We start from the raw sequence: 17,508 nt of genomic DNA, 5'->3' as shown, positions 1-17,508 counted from the left end.
GCCTCCTTACAGGTTGAGGTTGCCAAAAGCCGTTTTCCAGTCCTGTTCAAACTTCTCTATGGCTGACTCTACCGCGGGCGTATTGAGCATTTGTTGCGCTACATCTAAGGGAAGCGTGATTGCTTCGCATCCGACCAATAAACAATCCAACGCCTGACGCGGTGTCTTGAAGCTCGCCGCCAGCACTTTGCTTTCTGGCGCATGCAGTTGCAGCAGCGTTTGCAGCTCCTGCACCATGCGGATCCCGTCACCACCCTGCGCATCGACACGGTTCACATAAGGCGCGACATATTTTGCCCCGGCCAGTGCGGCAAGCAGCCCCTGTGCGGCGCTGTAAACTGCCGTACCCAGCGTGACAATCCCCTCTTTTTTCAATTGCTTGATGGCGGCGAGGCCTTCTGCGGTGACCGGGATTTTGACCACGATATCCGGCACGGCATTACTAAGCCGTTTGGCTTCTGCCACCATGCCGTCCGCTTCGCGGCTCATCACCTGGGCAAACAGCGTTCCCTGCGGACCAACGGCACTTTGCAGACGCGGCAACACATCCCACAGCGAGGCTCCCCCGGCGGCGATAATGCTCGGGTTGGTCGTTACGCCCGCAAGGGGATAAATGCGCGCCAGGCGCTCAACTTCGGCTACGTTTGCGGTGTCCAGATACAGTTCCATTTTTACGTCCTCAGCGAAATTTTCTGCCCACAGCATAAGAGCGTTAGTCTTGCCGCCGCCATATAACAATTCTGCCAAACGCTGGACAAAAGTGATCGATAAAACAAAGTGCGAGCTGGCTCACAAATGGGTTGGACGCCGATATAAAAAGGTTTTAAGCCACGCCATTAAGCCAGAGGGGAATTGTTAACGTACAAAAATCCAGAGATGTGCTTATTCATCCTGCTCTTTTTTTTCGCTGAGATGGCTGTGATAGTGGCGACGATATTCCGAGGGAGAGCGTTCTGTGTTTTTACGAAACAGGCGGCAGAAGTAGTTGCTGTCAACAAACCCGCAGCTGTGGGCCACTTCTTTCACTTTCAAATCGTAGCCTTTCAGCAGCGCTTTCGCGTGCTCCAGCCGGGTATAGGTTAGGTATTCGTTAAAGCCCACTGAACCGGTTTTTTGAAACAGGTGCGAGAGATAATTAGGGGAGATATAAAACGCCTGGGCGACGGATTCGCGGGTCAAAGGCAGGGCGTAATGTTCATCAATATAGTCACGAACGGCTTCGAATAGCGCCTGGCTGCGCGATGCCGTTTGGATCTGGCTGCCCAATAAATCGTGACAATGGCTCAGCAGGCTACTGACGATCAAACGTGCCGTTTGCTGCTCGTGCGGCTGCATCTGCATTTCATGCAGGGTTTGTAGCAGGAAAGAGCCGACGCGCGGACCGCGCCGCGCGACATGCTGTTTCGCCAGATTTTGCAGCACGGCACCGTCCCATTGCGTCACGCTAAAGGTCAGTTGCTGTTTGCCAAACAGCACGCTTAAGGTAGTCGCCGGTAGCTGCCATTGCGGGTAATTCCAGCCGCCAGCCGGGATATACAGCACGTCATGCTGCGCCATCCTTGCGCTTTCATCATTGATCCCCGCATCGGTCAGGATGCCTTCGAGAACAATTTCCAGCCGCGGGAAATCGACCTGGCAGGCCGTTGCCGGTGGTGATCCGCTCGCACCGGCGAAATGAATTTGTCGTAGCAAAATCGGGCCGTGTATCAGGCGAAAAATAAGATGACCGACGTCTTGAATCATGATGTTCCTTCCATTGCTGGCGAAGGAATAACCTTAACTGTCAGGATCAAAAAAGGCCACATTCAGTGTGGCCTTTTGCGAGTAGTGCTGAGATTAGCCGGTGTTACGCATACCGGCAGCAACCCCGGCGATAGTCACCATTAACGCCTGCTCAACGCGCTCGTCCGGTTCTTTGCCTTCCGCTTCTGCAAGGCGGGAGCGGTGCAGCAGCTCGGCCTGCAACACGTTTAGCGGGTCGGTATAGATATTACGCAGCTGGATAGACTCGGCAATCCACGGCAAATCGGCCATTAAATGCGAGTCGTTGGCGATAGCCAGCACGACGTTAATATCTGCTGCCAGCAGTTTGCGTAGCTCGGAACCGAGCGCCCACAGCTCAGGTTTTACCAGACGCTGATCATAATATTCCGCCAGCCACAGATCGGCTTTCGAGAACACCATCTCCAGCATGCCAAGGCGGGTTGAAAAGAACGGCCAGTCGCGACACATGGCTTCCAGCTCGCTCTGTTTGCCGTCTTCCACCACTTTTTGCAGCGCCGCCCCCGCGCCAAGCCAGGCCGGTAACATCAGACGGTTCTGCGTCCAGGCGAAGATCCACGGAATGGCACGCAGGGACTCAACGCCGCCCGTCGGGCGACGTTTTGCCGGACGGGAACCCAGCGGCAGTTTACCCAGTTCCTGCTCCGGCGTAGCCGAACGGAAGTAAGGCACAAAATCTTTATTTTCGCGCACATAGCCACGGTACATCTCACAGGAGATATCCGACAGCTCGTCCATGATATGACGCCATTCGCTTTTCGGCTCCGGCGGCGGCAGCAGGTTCGCTTCCATGATGGCGCTGGTATAGAGCGTCAGGCTGCTGATGGTGACTTCCGGCAGACCGTATTTGAAACGGATCATTTCGCCCTGTTCGGTAACGCGTAAGCCGCCTTTCAGGCTGCCCGGCGGTTGAGAGAGCAGCGCCGCATGCGCCGGTGCGCCGCCGCGGCCAATCGAACCACCGCGACCGTGGAACAGGGTCAGCTCAATACCGGCTTTCTCGCAGGTTTTGATTAACGCATCCTGCGCCTGATATTGCGCCCAGGATGCTGCCATCACGCCCGCATCTTTCGCCGAGTCGGAGTAGCCAATCATCACCATCTGTTTGCCCTGAATAAAGCCGCGATACCAGTCGATATTCAGCAGCTGGGTCATCACATCGTTGGCGTTGTTCAGGTCATCAAGGGTTTCAAACAGCGGCGCGACCGGCAGCGCGAAGCCGATCCCGGCCTCTTTCAGTAGCAGATGTACCGCCAGCACGTCCGACGGCGTTTTCGCCATGGAGATCACATAAGCGGCGATGGATCCGCGCGGCGCTTCGGCGATCACCCGGCAGGTATCCAGCACTTCGCGGGTCTCTTCGCTCGGCTCCCACTGACGCGGCAGCAGCGGACGTTTGGAATTCAGTTCGCGGATCAGGAAAGCCTGTTTGTCGGCTTCAGACCAGTTTTCATAATCGCCAATCCCCAGATAGCGGGTCAGTTCACCCAGCGCTTCGGTATGACGGGTACTCTCCTGGCGAATATCGATACGCACCAGCGGCACGCCAAAGCTCTTCACGCGGCGTAAGGTATCAAGCAGCTCGCCGTTGGCGATAATGCCCATCCCGCAGGCCTGCAGCGATTTATAACAGGCGTACAGCGGTTCCCACAGCTGTTCGTTTTGCGTCAGCAGCCCGGCAGGTTTTTGCAGTTTTTGGCCTTTCAGGCGCGCTTCCAGCCAGGTCTGCGTCGCGATTAAATCGCCGCGCAGCTTTTTCATCAGGTAGCGATAAGGTTCACGTGCGCCTTCCGCGCCTGCCAGTTCGCGCAGTTCGTCAGTGCACTCGACCATCGACAGTTCAGAAATGAGCAGCTGAATATCTTTCAGAAACAGGTCGGTAGCTTTCCAGCGGCTCAGCAACAGGACATGGCGAGTGATATCGGCAGTAACGTTTGGGTTGCCGTCACGGTCGCCGCCCATCCAGGAAGTGAAGCGTACCGGCACAAAATCCACCGGCAGCTTGTAGTTCAGGTTCTCTACCAGCTGTTCGTTCAGCTCGCGCAGGTAGTTTGGCACCCCTTCCCAGAGGCTGTTTTCCACCACCGCAAAACCCCATTTGGCTTCATCCACCGGGCTTGGGCGGTTTCTGCGGATTTCATCCGTGTGCCAGGACTGGGCGATCAGCTGGCGCAAACGGCGCATCAGCTGGTGGCGCTCATAATCGGCGATGTCGCTGTTATCCAGCTGCTTTAAGCAGCTGTTCACTTCCACCATTTTATGGATCAGCGTACGGCGGGTGATTTCGGTCGGGTGCGCGGTCAGAACCAGTTCCAGCGACAGCGACTCAATGGCTTTAATAATGGTGGCTTCGTTGAGATGAGGTTGGTCTTTAAGCTTGCGGATGGTGCGGGCAATCACTTCCGGGTTGCTGGCTGCTTCACCTTTCGCTGAAATGCTGTGGTATTGCTCAGCGGTGTTGGTGAGATTCAGGAACTGGCTGAACGCTCGCGCCACCGGTAGCAGTTCGTCGTTGGACAGATTCTGCAAGGTGGTGAGCAATTCCTGGCGGTTGGCTTCATTACCGGCGCGAGAAGATTTGGACAGCTTACGGATTGTTTCAACACGGTCGAGAATGTTCTCACCCAGTGCATCCTTGATGGTATCTCCCAGCAGTTTGCCGAGCATACTGACATTACTACGCAATGCGGAATATTGTTCGTTCATGTTACCCCAGACACCCCATCTCATTTTATTTTGTTATATCTGCCGCTGTGCAGATATAAGACACTGTCTTTTATAAAGCCACGTAAAACCCACCGCGTCAATTGTTGCGAAATCGCTTCAGCAAACGAATAAATGGCGACAATTTACGAAATTTAATTCGCATCCGGTCTAATAAGTATTGCTTATAGGATAGTGACTATTGTCACGCTTTTTTGCGCATCAAAACCCCTCTTGCGAGGGGTTAAAAAGAAGCGCAACGCTATTCAATGCCAGCAGAAATGATGTACAACCTGCGTAATCAATTCGCGGGTTGGCTTAATAAAGCGTGTTTCCAAATATTCATCCGGCTGATGGGCCTGATTAATGGATCCTGGCCCCAGCACCAGCGTTGGACAGAGGGTTTGAATAAACGGCGCTTCGGTGCAGTAGTTCACCACGTCGGTTTTCACGCCAAGCAGTTTTTCCACCACCTCGACCAGCTTATGATCCGGCGGGCATTCGTAGCCCGGAATCGGCGGATGCAGTTCTGTCACGGTCAGCCGACCCGGCCAACGAACGCTTACCGGCTCCAGCGCATCGTTTAACAGACCGTTAAGATCGTTTAGGGTCATGCCCGGCAGCGGGCGAATATCCATATGCAGTTCACAGCAGGCGCAAATACGGTTCGCCGCATCACCGCCATGAATATGCCCAAGGTTCAGCGTCGGATAAGGCACGGTGAACGCATCGTAGTGATAACGCTCTTTCAGGCTGTCGCGCAGCTGCAGAATATGGCCGATAGCGTCATGCATAAGCTCAATGGCGTTAACACCGCGCGCCGGATCGCTGGAGTGACCGGATTGACCCAGAATACGGATAGCATTCGAGATATGGCCTTTGTGCGCCCGTATCGGCTGCAGTGATGTCGGTTCGCCGATAATGGCGCAGTCCGGACGCAGCTGTGTGTTCTCGGAAAAATAGCGCGCGCCCGCCATGCTGGTCTCTTCATCGGCGGTCGCCAGCACGTACAGCGGCTTGCTCAGTTTTGTCACATCGACGTCACGCAGCGCATCAAGAATAAAGGCAAAGAAGCCTTTCATGTCGGCGGTGCCCAGGCCATAGAGCTTGTTGTCATGCTCGGTCAGGGTGAACGGGTCGCGCGTCCAGCGCCCGTCATCAAACGGTACGGTATCGGTATGTCCGGTCAATAACAGGCCGCCCGCGCCGCTTCCGGCGCTGGCAAGCAGATTGAATTTGTTGCGGGTACCGGGCACCGGCTGTATTTCAACGTTGAAACCGAGATCGCCAAACCATCCAGCCAGCAGATTGATTAAAGACGCATTACTCTGATCCAGCGATTCTTCCGTCGCGCTGATCGACGGCGTGGCAATCAGGGCGCGGTAGATCTCGATAAATGGTGGCAAATTCATTTTCATTGTTGACATACCTGAGTTCGTGATAGTATCAATATTCATGCACTAAATGTGAATAAAAATACATTAATGTTGAGCGTAAGGGAACCCATGCGGCGACTTTGCTCAGCGACGCGGGATGGATGCCGAGTCTGTCCCTGGCAAACATGACGTAAGAAGGTAAACCGCCCCAATGTTGAACACATTAATTGTGGGCGCCAGCGGTTACGCCGGCGCAGAGCTAGTGACCTATGTAAATCGCCATCCTCATATGAACATAACCGCTTTGACGGTTTCTGCGCAAAGTAATGATGCAGGAAAATGTCTCTCCGATTTACATCCGCAGTTGAAAGGCATCATCGATCTCCCGTTGCAGCCAATGTCCGATATTGGCGATTTCCTCGAGGGTGTGGATATTGTCTTCCTCGCTACCGCCCATGAAGTGAGTCATGACCTGGCGCCAATCTGTCTGGCGGCGGGCTGTGTGGTGTTCGATCTGTCGGGCGCTTTTCGCGTTAACGATCCCGCGTTTTATGAAAAATTCTACGGTTTCACCCATCAGCACCCCGATCTGCTGGCGCAGGCGGTTTATGGGCTGGCGGAGTGGAACCACGACAAACTGCAAGAGGCGAAGCTGATTGCCGTGCCGGGTTGCTACCCGACAGCGGCGCAGCTGTCGTTAAAACCACTGATCGATGCCGGGCTGTTGGATCTCAACCAGTGGCCGGTGATCAACGCAACCAGCGGCGTGAGCGGTGCCGGGCGCAAAGCGGCGCTTTCTAATAGCTTCTGCGAAGTGAGCCTGCAGCCGTACGGTGTGTTCAACCATCGTCACCATCCAGAAATCGCCACCCATCTTGGGGCGAAGGTGATTTTCACCCCGCATCTGGCCAGCTTCCCGCGCGGGATCCTCGAAACCATTACCTGTCGCTTGCAGCCGGGCGTTACCCACGCGCAGATCGCGCAGACGTTCCAACAAGCGTACGGCAACAAACCACTGGTGCGTCTGTATGAGAAAGGCGTTCCGGCGTTGAAAAACGTGGTGGGCCTGCCGTTCTGCGATATCGGTTTTGCGGTACAAGATGAGCACCTGATTGTTGTTGCCACGGAAGATAACCTGCTGAAAGGCGCGGCGGCACAGGCGATGCAGTGTGCGAATATTCGTTTCGGCTATGCTGAAACCCAGTCACTAATTTAATTGAACAGGCGTGATGATGAATCCATTAATTATTAAGCTCGGTGGCGTACTGCTGGATAGCGAGGAAGCGCTGGAGCGTTTGTTTACGGCCCTGGTGCAATACCGCGAATCTCATCAGCGCCCGTTAGTGATTGTGCATGGCGGCGGCTGCGTGGTGGATGAGTTGATGAAACAGCTCAATCTGCCGGTGAAGAAGAAAAACGGCCTGCGCGTAACCCCGGCGGATCAAATCGACATCATCACCGGCGCGCTGGCGGGCACCGCCAACAAAACCCTGCTGGCATGGGCGAAGAAGCACCATCTCGCTTCGGTCGGCCTGTTTCTCGGCGATGGCGACAGCGTGAAAGTCACCCAGCTTGATGAAGAGTTAGGGCACGTTGGCCTGGCGCAGCCGGGTTCGCCAAAACTGATTAACGCGCTGCTTGAGGGCGGCTTCTTGCCGGTAATCAGTTCCATTGGCGTGACGGATGAAGGCGAGTTGATGAATGTGAACGCCGATCAGGCGGCAACCGCGCTGGCGGCAACGCTGGGCGCAGACCTTATTCTGCTGTCTGACGTAAGCGGCATTCTGGATGGTAAAGGCCAGCGCATCGCCGAAATGACAGCGGCGAAAGCAGAACAGCTGATTGACCAGGGCATTATCACCGATGGCATGATTGTGAAGGTCAATGCAGCGCTTGACGCGGCGCGCACGCTGGGCCGTCCGGTAGATATCGCCTCGTGGCGTCATGCAGAGCAACTCCCTGCGCTGTTTAACGGCACGCCGATTGGCACACGTATTCTGGCTTAACAACATCACTATTTTCAGTTCGGAGCGGCGCGGCGCCCTTCGGCAGAACGGATAAAAAGAAGGAAGCACACTATGGCACTTTGGGGCGGGCGTTTTACTCAGGCGGCGGATCAACGGTTCAAACAGTTCAACGACTCTTTGCGCTTTGACTATCGCCTGGCGGAGCAGGATATCGTTGGCTCTGTGGCCTGGTCGAAAGCGCTGGTGACCGTTGGCGTTCTGACTCAGGCGGAGCAACAGCAGCTTGAGGAAGCGCTGACGATTCTGCTGGATGAGGTGCGCCTCAATCCGCAAGAGATCCTGCAAAGCGACGCCGAAGATATTCACAGCTGGGTAGAAGGCAAGCTGATTGCCAAAGTCGGGCAACTGGGCAAAAAACTGCACACCGGACGCAGCCGTAACGACCAGGTTGCCACGGACCTGAAGCTATGGTGCAAAGAGACGATCGGCGAACTGCTGCTGGCGACCCGCCAGTTACAAAGCGCGCTGGTGGAAACCGCGCAGAATAATCAGGACGCGGTAATGCCTGGCTACACGCATTTGCAGCGCGCGCAGCCGGTAACGTTTGCTCACTGGTCGCTGGCCTATGTCGAAATGCTGGCCCGCGATGAGAGCCGCTTACAGGATACGCTGAAGCGCCTCGACGTTAGCCCGCTGGGCAGCGGCGCGCTGGCGGGTACCGCTTATGAAATCGATCGCGAACAGCTGGCGGGCTGGCTGGGTTTTGCGTCGGCAACCCGTAACAGCCTCGACAGCGTTTCCGATCGCGATCACGTGCTGGAACTGCTCTCTGATGCGTCGATTGGGATGGTGCATCTGTCGCGCTTTGCCGAAGACCTGATCTTCTTTAACTCCGGTGAAGCCGCGTTTGTTGAGCTGTCCGATCGCGTAACCTCCGGCTCCTCCCTGATGCCGCAAAAGAAAAACCCGGATGCGCTGGAGCTGATCCGCGGTAAATGCGGCCGTGTACAGGGTGCATTGACCGGCATGATGATGACCCTAAAAGGCCTGCCGCTGGCGTATAACAAAGATATGCAGGAAGACAAAGAAGGGCTGTTCGATGCCCTCGATACCTGGCTTGATTGCCTGCATATGGCGGCGCTGGTGCTGGATGGTATTCAGGTGAAACGCCCGCGCTGTCAGGAAGCGGCGCAGCAGGGTTATGCGAATGCCACTGAACTGGCGGATTACCTGGTGGCAAAAGGCGTGCCGTTTCGCGAAGCGCACCATATTGTCGGTGAAGCGGTGGTTGAGGCGATTAATCAGGGTAAACCGCTTGAAGGGCTGGCCCTTGCCGATCTGCAAAAATTCAGCGCTGTCATTGGCGAGGATGTCTATCCGATCCTGTCCCTGCAATCCTGCCTGGATAAACGTGCGGCAAAAGGCGGCGTCTCGCCGGTTCAGGTAGCGCAGGCCATTGCGGATGCGAAGGCGCGGCTGGTGTAAAAACTTCGCTATTAGGTATTTTGAGCCTGGCAATATGCCGGGCTTTTTTACGCAAAAAAAAGCGGACTGTCAGGTCCGCTAAACGTTCACGTTGGCTTTAGTTGTTCAGAGAGAAACAGAGGTTTGGTTGACTCATCAAGGGTAAAATGAGGCACCGCTACGTTTCTGTTGTTAATTATTAAACAGAACGCTTGATAGGGATAATCGTTCGTTGCTATGCTATCTATCGCCATGAACTATCGTGGCGACGGAGGATGGATAATGAATATTCGTGATCTTGAGTACCTGGTGGCGTTAGCCGAACATCGCCATTTTCGCCGTGCAGCCGACTCTTGCCATGTCAGCCAGCCCACACTGAGCGGGCAAATCCGCAAACTGGAAGACGAACTTGGCGTGATGCTGCTGGAGCGTACCAGCCGCAAAGTGTTGTTCACCCAGGCGGGTCTTTTGCTGGTGGACCAGGCGCGCACCGTGCTGCGCGAGGTCAAAGTGCTGAAAGAAATGGCAAGCCAGCAGGGGGAGACAATGTCCGGCCCGCTGCATATTGGCCTGATCCCCACCGTCGGACCTTACCTGTTACCGCAAATCATTCCGCTGCTGCACCAGACTTTCCCGAAACTGGAAATGTATCTGCATGAAGCGCAGACGCATCAATTACTGGCGCAGCTGGATAGCGGCAAGCTCGACTGTGCGATCCTGGCGCTGGTAAAAGAGAGCGAAGCGTTTATTGAAGTGCCGCTGTTCGATGAGCCGATGATGCTGGCGATTTATGAAGACCATCCGTGGGCGAATCGCGATTGCGTGCCGATGGGCGATCTGGCGGGTGAAAAACTGCTGATGCTGGAAGATGGGCACTGTCTGCGCGATCAGGCGATGGGCTTCTGCTTCGAAGCGGGCGCGGATGAAGATACCCACTTTCGCGCAACCAGCCTGGAAACGCTGCGCAATATGGTCGCTGCCGGCAGCGGCATAACCTTGTTGCCTGCCCTTGCCGTACCGCGTGAACGTAAACGTGATGGGGTGGTTTATCTGCCGTGCATTAAGCCTGAGCCGAAACGTACGGTTGGGCTGGTGTATCGTCCGGGTTCGCCGCTGCGCAGCCGCTATGAGCAGCTGGCTGAGGCCATCCGCGGTGCGATGGATGGCCATTTCGACACGGCGTTAAAACAGGCGGTTTAAGCCGTTCAGCGCCGCTACCCGATAGGCTTCCGCCATCGTCGGGTAGTTAAAGGTGGTGTTAACAAAGTACTCAATGGTGTTACCGCCGCCTTTCTGCTCCATAATCGCCTGGCCGATATGAATAATTTCGGCCGCGCGCTCACCAAAGCAGTGGATCCCCAAAATCTCTTTCGTTTCGCGGTGAAACAGGATTTTCAGCGTCCCGACATTCATGCCAACAATCTGCGCGCGCGCCAGATGTTTAAACTGCGCGCGGCCCACTTCATACGGCACTTTCATGGCGGTGAGCTGCTGCTCCGTTTTGCCGACGGAACTGATCTCGGGAATGGTATAAATCCCGGTCGGGATATCCTCAATCAGATGCGCGGTGGCTTCGCCTTTGATCATTGCCTGTGCGGCAATACGGCCCTGATCGTAAGCGGCAGACGCCAGGCTCGGGTAACCAATCACATCGCCCACCGCATAGACGTGCGGCAAGGCGGTCTGATACATGCTGTTGACCTTCAACTGCCCACGACCATCGGCTTCCAGACCAATATTCGCCAACTGCAGGCTATCGGTATTCCCGGTACGACCATTGGCGTAAAGCAGACAATCCGCTTTCAGTTTTTTGCCGGATTTCAGGTGCATAATCACCCCGTCGTCCAGCGGCTCAATGCGCTCATACTCTTCGTTGTGGCGAATGACGACGCCGCTATTCCAGAAGTGATACGAGAGGGAGTCCGACATCTCCTGATCGAGAAACGCCAGCAGCCGATCGCGGGTGTTAATCAGATCCACTTTGACGTTCATACCGCGGAAGATCGATGCATATTCGCAGCCGATCACCCCTGCGCCGTAAATGATCACATGGCGAGGTTCATGGTGCATATCGAGGATCGAGTCGCTGTCGTAGACGCGCGGATGAGAAAAATCGACATCCGTCGGGCGGTAGGGCCGCGAGCCGCAAGCGATAACAAATTTTTCAGCGGTGAGGGTTTCAACAGTGCCGTCGTGGCACTCCAGCGCCAGGGTGTGATCATCAATAAAATGCGCGCTGCCTTCGAGAATTTCGCAGCGGTTACGCTCATAAAAACCCTGACGCATGCGCGTTTGCTGATTAATTACGCTTTCAGCATGGTTCAGGATATCGGCGAAAGAGGAGCGAAGAAGGCGGGTGTGGTCACTGTAGAGCGGGTTTTGGTTGAATTCGATAATGCGGCTTACTGCGTGGCGCAACGCTTTTGAGGGAATAGTGCCCCAGTGCGTACAGCCGCCGCCGACGTTATGGTAACGCTCAATAACCGCTACCCGTGCTCCTTGTTTAACCAGCCCCATTGCAGCGCCTTCGCCGCCGGGACCGGAGCCTATTACTATTGCATCATAATCGTAGGAATGTGGCATGGTAAGGCTTACCTGTTCTTATACATAAAAGCAACATAATACTAACATTAAAGCGGCAGTAACCCAATTAACGTTATGCTTTTTTCCACTGAAAAAGAACAAACTGCGCGTAAACAATCAGTCACAATCCAGTACAATCGGATTGGATTTATTCTCTGGTATAGTGCCAGCGGGCCCCTGCAAGGATTTATAACATCGTGATGGGTGTAAGAGCGCAACAAAAAGAGAGAACCCGACGTTCGCTGATAGAAGCCGCGTTTAGCCAACTGAGCGCGGAGCGCAGTTTCGCAAGCCTGAGCCTGCGGGAAGTCGCGCGCGAAGCGGGTATTGCGCCAACGTCTTTTTATCGTCATTTCCGCGACGTAGATGAGCTAGGTTTGACTATGGTAGACGAAAGCGGGCTGATGCTGCGTCAGTTGATGCGTCAGGCGCGTCAGCGTATTGCCAAAGGCGGCAGCGTGATCCGCACATCGGTTTCCACGTTTATGGAATTTATCGGCAATAACCCCAATGCTTTTCAGCTGCTGCTGCGGGAACGCTCCGGTACGTCCGCTGCGTTTCGTGCGGCGGTAGCGCGCGAAATCCAGCATTTTATTGCGGAACTTGCCGACTACCTCGAACTCGAAAACCATATGCCGCGCGCATTCACCGAGGCACAAGCTGAAGCGATGGTGACGATTGTCTTTAACGCCGGTGCGGAAGCGCTGGATGTGGGGGCGGAACAACGCAGGCAGTTAGAAGAGCGACTGGTACTACAGCTGCGCATGATTTCAAAAGGCGCGTATTACTGGTATCGCCGTGAACAGGAAAAACTGGCGCATCAACCGACGAGTGAAGGATGAGTAATGAAACAGTCTGGACAAGATAAAGGCACGTTGTTGCTGGCGCTGATCGCCGGCTTATCGATTAACGGTACGTTCGCCGCCGTGTTTAGCTCGATTGTACCGTTTTCACTATTCCCGATTATCTCGCTGGTGCTGACGGTTTACTGTCTGCATCAGCGCTATCAAAACCGCACCATGCCGGTTGGCCTGCCGGGCCTTGCCGCCGCCTGTTTTATCCTCGGCGTCTTGCTCTACAGCACTGTCGTTCGTGCGGAGTATCCCGCTATCGGCTCTAATTTCCTGCCCGCCGTATTGTCGGTGGTACTGGTTTTCTGGATTGGTTTTCGCTTGCGCGGGCACAAGCACGAAGCGTCTGAATAAAAATAAAGCCCTCTTCCCGGCGGGAAAGGGCTTTATCCCTTCTACATCAAGCCTCTTTCTTACGCGTAAGCAGTACGCCGCACTCCATATGGTGCGTATACGGGAACTGATCGAATAGCGCCAGACGTGAAATATCGTGCGTCTGGCTCAGCGTTTCCAGATTCTTGCACAATGTTTCCGGGTTGCAGGAGATATAGAGAATACGCGGATACGCCTGCACCATCTTCTCGGTTTCGGCATCCAGACCGCTGCGCGGCGGATCGACAAAAATTGTCTCACACTGATAGCTCTGCAGATCGATGCCCTGCAAACGGTTGAACGCGCGCACGCCGTTCATCGCCTGGGTAAACTCTTCGGCGGACATACGAATAATCTGCACGTTATCAATGTGGTTGGCGGCAATATTATATTGCGCCGCCGCGACGGACGGTTTGGCGATTTCCGTTGCCAGCACGCGGTCGAAATTGCGCGCCAGCGCCAAAGAGAAGTTGCCGTTGCCGCAATAGAGCTCCAGCAGATCGCCTGTCGAATCACGCGTAACATCCAGTGCCCACTCCAGCATTTGAATATTCATTGCTGCGTTAGGCTGGGTAAAACTGTTTTCGACCTGGCGGTAAATCATCTCGCGGCCGCCCACCGGCAGACGCTCATCGACGTAATCCTGATCCAGCTCGATTTTGGTCTTCGTCGCCCGTCCGATGACCTGCACATTCAGGTTTTGCGCACGTAGTGCGTCGCGTAGACGTGCGGCTTCTGCTTGCCACCCTTCGTCCAGCTTTTTGTGGTACAGCAGGGTGACAATCGCCTGATTGCTGAGTGTGCTCAGATAATCAATCTGGAACAGCTTATGGCGCAGCGCCTTATTACCGCGCACCGCGTCGAGGATTACCGTCATTAATTGGTTAATCAGTTCGCTGGCCGCCGGGAAGCTATCAACGCGGATACGTGATTTGGTCTGCTGGTCAAAAATGATGTGGTAAAGATCGTCGCCATCGTGCCAGATGCGGAACTCGGCGCGCATCCGGTAATGGCTGACCGGTGAGCGGAACACCTCCGGAAGCGGCGCGGAAAAAGGCGTCATCAGCGATTGCAGACGCACGACTTTTTCGGCCAGTTGGGCTTCGTACTGTTCTGTCGGCAGGTGTTCGGGGGTCATTATGCTTCCTGAGTGATTAAGAATAACGCGGGGATTGTAGGCATTGCTCAGACGATGTCCAGCCCCGGATGCGTGCTAAATAGTCCCTTAGCAGTCTGGACATCTATATGTAACAGAATGTAGCATCCCTGCTCCGGTCCTGTGAGTTAAAAGGGAATCCAGTGTGAATCTGGGGCTGACGCGCAGCGGTAAGGATTAAGGTGAGAGAGCAGACACTGCCTGTTGGGTGGGAAGTCGCTTTCTGGTTGTACCTCCAAGCCCGAAGACCTGCCGGTATACGTCGCATCTGGTTGACATCATCGCGTGCTATTGATGGAACCTGCGGCATCCTTACTCTTTTGTGGATGCTTCACAATGATTAAAAAAACTTCGCTGCTGGCGGCGCTCTCCGTCACGGCTTTTTCCGGCTGGGCGCAAGATAGCGCGTCAGACAATTTGGTGGTGACAGCAAATCGTTTTCAACAACCGGCTAAGACGGTCCTGGCACCCACGGAAGTGGTTACCCGTGAGGAGATCGATCGCTGGCAATCTCGCTCACTGGTCGATGTTCTGCGTCGCTTGCCGGGTGTTGATATCGCGCAAAATGGTGGATTAGGGCAAACCGCGTCGGTCTATGTCCGCGGTACGGAAGCGAAACACCTGCTGCTGCTTATTGATGGCGTACCGGTTGCCCGCTCCGGGATTTCTAACGATCCTGAACTGAACCAAATCCCGCTCTCTTTAGTGCAACGCGTCGAATACATTCGTGGCCCGCGCTCTGCTGTTTACGGCTCAGGGGCGATTGGTGGCGTGGTCAATGTGATCACCATGACCGGCGATGAGAAATCACAAATCAATGCCAGCGTAGGGTCGAAGGGTTACCAGACCTATGACGGTACGCTGCGTCAGCGCTTTGGCGATACCGTGGCGACGGCAGCGGGTTCTTATACCAGCACGCGCGGCTTTAACGTGCAGCCTGATTCAACGTGGGATCATGATAACGACCGCGACGGCTACCGTAACAAGACCTTCTGGGGCAGCCTGCAGCATAAATTCAACGATAATTTCGACGGCTTCTTTCGCGGTTATAACTTTAGCAATAATGTAGATTATGACCTTGGCAGCGCGCCCTACTCAGCAGCGTACAGCGCCGATGAGCGTCAACTGTTTGTGCAGGGTTGGGATACCGGCCTGAACTTCAAGCAGGGCATTTACTCTTCTCAGCTGCTGGCGAGCTATCAGAAGAGCAAAGATTACAATTACAGCAGCATCTATGGTCGCTATAACGATGGCACTACGCTGGATGATATGGAACAGCGCTACATTCAGTGGGGTAACAATCTTGAGATCGGTAATGGCTCGGTAGGCGCAGGCGTCGACTGGAAACAGGAGCGGCTGGTTTCTTCTAATACTTCGACGCGTGATGCCTATAAGCGCGAGAATTCGGGCCTTTACCTTAACGGAATGCAGCAGCTTGGTGATGTGACGCTGGAAGCGTCGGGCCGTGAAGATAAAGATGATAAGTTCGGCTGGCATGGTACCTGGCAAACCGCGGCAGGCTGGCAATTCGTTGAGAATTATCGCCTGACGGTTTCATACGGCACCGGCTTCCTTGCCCCTTCACTGGGCCAACAGTTCGGTGCGAAGCGGTTTAGTATTGCATCCAACCCGAATCTGAAACCGGAAGAGTCAAAACAGTGGGAAGCGGGTGTGGAAGGCTTAACGGGTCCGCTGGACTGGCGTTTCTCGGCATACCGTTATGAGATCAACAATCTCATTACCTACAGCGATACTGCGTACTACAACATTAATGCGGCAACGATTAAAGGCGTGGAGTGGACGGGTAGCGTCGACACCGGCATCTTCTCGCATCGCGTCACCCTGCAATATATCGATCCCCGTGATGACGAGACCAACGAAGTGCTACCGCGCCGCGCCAAACATCAGGCAAAATACCAGCTTGATTGGTCTCTCTTCGACGTGGATATGGATCTGGCGTGGGAGTACTTCGGTAAACGCTACGACAACCGCACGTCGAGCTACAATCCTGAGCAACGTATTCTGCCAAGTTATAGCACCGTCGACATTTCTGCCTCATATCCTGTGACCTCTCATCTTACAGTTCGTGGTAAAATCGCCAACCTGTTCGATAAAGAGTACGAGACAGCATATGGCTACCAAACTGCAGGACGGGAATACACCTTGTCTGGCAGCTACACCTTCTGACGCACGGCCCACCGTGCTGGTATTTGACTCCGGCGTTGGTGGGTTATCCGTTTATGACGAGATCCGGCATCTCCTGCCGGATCTGCATTATATTTACGCTTTCGACAATGTTGCTTTCCCCTATGGTGAGAAAAGCGAAGAGTTTATTGTTGAACGCGTCGTTGAGATTGTTACCGCCGTTCAGGCCCATTATCCCCTCGCGCTGGCCATTATTGCCTGCAATACCGCAAGCACCGTTTCTTTACCCGCCCTGCGGGACAAGTTCTCCTTTCCGGTTGTCGGCGTGGTACCCGCCATCAAACCCGCCGCGCGTTTAACCGCGAACGGTGTGGTGGGGCTGCTGGCAACCCGCGGTACGGTAAAGCGTCCTTATACACACGAGTTGATCGCGCGCTTTGCGAATGAGTGCCGGATTCAGATGCTGGGTTCAGCGGAGCTGGTGGTGCTGGCGGAAGCGAAACTGCATGGCGAAGCGGTATCGCTGGATGAACTGCGCCATATTCTTGGTCCGTGGCTGCGCATGAAAGAGCCGCCGGATACGGTGGTATTAGGCTGTACGCACTTTCCATTGCTGCAAGAAGAGTTACTGCAGGTTCTGCCGGAAGGTACGCGGCTGGTGGATTCCGGTGCGGCGATTGCGCGACGTACCGCCTGGCTGCTGGAACATGAAGCGCCGGATGCGAAATCTTGTGATGTGAATATTGCTTATTGTATGGCGCTAACGCCCGATACTGTGCAATTACTGCCCGTTCTGCAGCGTTACGGCTTCAAAAAGCTCGAAAAACTGGCCCTTTAGAGCCTTTTTGCGCAAAAAAGAGACGGTTGAAAACTTTTTTCAAATTAGGGGTTGTCAGCGGGAATTAACTCCCTATAATGCGCCTCCACTGACACGGCACAACGGCAAACAAACCGGCCGGTCAGGTGAAGAAATCTGAAAATAAACAGTTGACTTCACGGCGGGAAAACGTAATATACGCAACCCGCGCCGCAGCAAAAAACGCAGCGGCACTGCTCTTTAACAATTTATCAGACAATCTGTGTGGGCACTCAGATGACTGGATTCTTAA

General features: G+C 54.6%; 14 protein-coding genes and 1 riboswitch. Of the genes, 8 read left to right on the top strand and 6 right to left on the bottom strand.

Annotated features, from left to right (window positions below):
- Positions 1-6 precede the first annotated feature (6 nt).
- From fsa to argE, 4 genes are all read right to left on the bottom strand, one after another.
- Positions 7-669: a fructose-6-phosphate aldolase gene (fsa, locus tag RW65_RS03090; protein WP_039055296.1), complete on the bottom strand. Its 663-nt coding sequence runs from the start codon at positions 667-669 to the stop codon at positions 7-9.
- A gap of 213 nt (positions 670-882) precedes the next feature.
- Positions 883-1,743 (bottom strand): AraC family transcriptional regulator, encoded by an 861-nt coding sequence (locus tag RW65_RS03085; RefSeq protein WP_039055213.1) that lies wholly within the window; start codon positions 1,741-1,743, stop codon positions 883-885.
- A 93-nt stretch (positions 1,744-1,836) separates the two neighbouring features.
- The gene (gene ppc, locus RW65_RS03080) at positions 1,837-4,488 is read right to left on the bottom strand and encodes a phosphoenolpyruvate carboxylase (RefSeq protein WP_039055212.1); all 2,652 of its coding nucleotides are present in this window, start codon (positions 4,486-4,488) and stop codon (positions 1,837-1,839) included.
- 263 nt (positions 4,489-4,751) lie between these two features.
- Entirely contained in the window at positions 4,752-5,903 is a 1,152-nt protein-coding gene (gene argE, locus RW65_RS03075) for an acetylornithine deacetylase (RefSeq protein WP_039055211.1), read from the bottom strand.
- Positions 5,904-6,072: 169 nt separating this feature from the next.
- Here argE and argC point away from each other — a divergent pair, with 169 nt between their 5' ends.
- From argC to oxyR, 4 genes are all read left to right on the top strand, one after another.
- Positions 6,073-7,077 carry an N-acetyl-gamma-glutamyl-phosphate reductase gene (gene argC, locus RW65_RS03070; RefSeq protein WP_039055210.1) on the top strand — a complete coding sequence of 335 codons (1,005 nt, stop codon included), beginning with the start codon at positions 6,073-6,075 and terminating at the stop codon, positions 7,075-7,077.
- Between the two features lie 13 nt (positions 7,078-7,090).
- On the top strand, positions 7,091-7,867 hold the full coding sequence (gene argB / locus RW65_RS03065; protein WP_156123955.1) for an acetylglutamate kinase: 777 nt from the start codon (positions 7,091-7,093) through the stop codon (positions 7,865-7,867).
- 72 nt (positions 7,868-7,939) lie between these two features.
- Positions 7,940-9,313, top strand: coding sequence for an argininosuccinate lyase (gene argH, locus RW65_RS03060; protein ID WP_039055208.1), 1,374 nt, complete (start codon positions 7,940-7,942; stop codon positions 9,311-9,313).
- Between the two features lie 261 nt (positions 9,314-9,574).
- Positions 9,575-10,492, top strand: a complete 918-nt coding sequence (gene oxyR, locus RW65_RS03055; RefSeq protein WP_039055207.1) for a DNA-binding transcriptional regulator OxyR — start codon at positions 9,575-9,577, stop codon at positions 10,490-10,492.
- Here oxyR and sthA read toward each other — a convergent pair.
- On the bottom strand, positions 10,475-11,875 hold the full coding sequence (gene sthA / locus RW65_RS03050) for a Si-specific NAD(P)(+) transhydrogenase (protein ID WP_039055206.1): 1,401 nt from the start codon (positions 11,873-11,875) through the stop codon (positions 10,475-10,477). The genes oxyR and sthA overlap by 18 nt on opposite strands.
- Before the next feature lie 197 nt (positions 11,876-12,072).
- On the opposite strand from sthA, the gene fabR reads away from it, so the two are divergent.
- Positions 12,073-12,717 carry an HTH-type transcriptional repressor FabR gene (gene fabR / locus RW65_RS03045; protein WP_017459617.1) on the top strand — a complete coding sequence of 215 codons (645 nt, stop codon included), beginning with the start codon at positions 12,073-12,075 and terminating at the stop codon, positions 12,715-12,717.
- A gap of 3 nt (positions 12,718-12,720) precedes the next feature.
- Positions 12,721-13,080: a YijD family membrane protein gene (locus RW65_RS03040; protein ID WP_039055205.1), complete on the top strand. Its 360-nt coding sequence runs from the start codon at positions 12,721-12,723 to the stop codon at positions 13,078-13,080.
- A 46-nt stretch (positions 13,081-13,126) separates the two neighbouring features.
- Here RW65_RS03040 and trmA read toward each other — a convergent pair whose 3' ends face one another.
- Positions 13,127-14,236 (bottom strand): tRNA (uridine(54)-C5)-methyltransferase TrmA, encoded by a 1,110-nt coding sequence (trmA, locus tag RW65_RS03035; protein ID WP_039055204.1) that lies wholly within the window; start codon positions 14,234-14,236, stop codon positions 13,127-13,129.
- A gap of 117 nt (positions 14,237-14,353) precedes the next feature.
- Positions 14,354-14,525: riboswitch (cobalamin riboswitch) on the top strand.
- Between the two features lie 65 nt (positions 14,526-14,590).
- Between trmA and btuB the strand changes: the two genes are divergently transcribed.
- Positions 14,591-16,441, top strand: coding sequence for a TonB-dependent vitamin B12 receptor BtuB (gene btuB, locus RW65_RS03030; protein WP_039055203.1), 1,851 nt, complete (start codon positions 14,591-14,593; stop codon positions 16,439-16,441).
- Positions 16,386-17,237, top strand: a complete 852-nt coding sequence (murI, locus tag RW65_RS03025) for a glutamate racemase (RefSeq protein WP_072037688.1) — start codon at positions 16,386-16,388, stop codon at positions 17,235-17,237. The genes btuB and murI overlap by 56 nt, the downstream gene beginning before the upstream one ends.
- Positions 17,238-17,508 lie beyond the last annotated feature (271 nt).

The organism is Enterobacter sp. Bisph1, from assembly GCF_000814905.1.
In the GTDB taxonomy this organism is placed as follows: Bacteria; Pseudomonadota; Gammaproteobacteria; order Enterobacterales; family Enterobacteriaceae; genus Kosakonia.
Note: the sequence above shows the minus strand (reverse complement) of the source record. Positions and strands in the feature narration are given on the sequence as shown.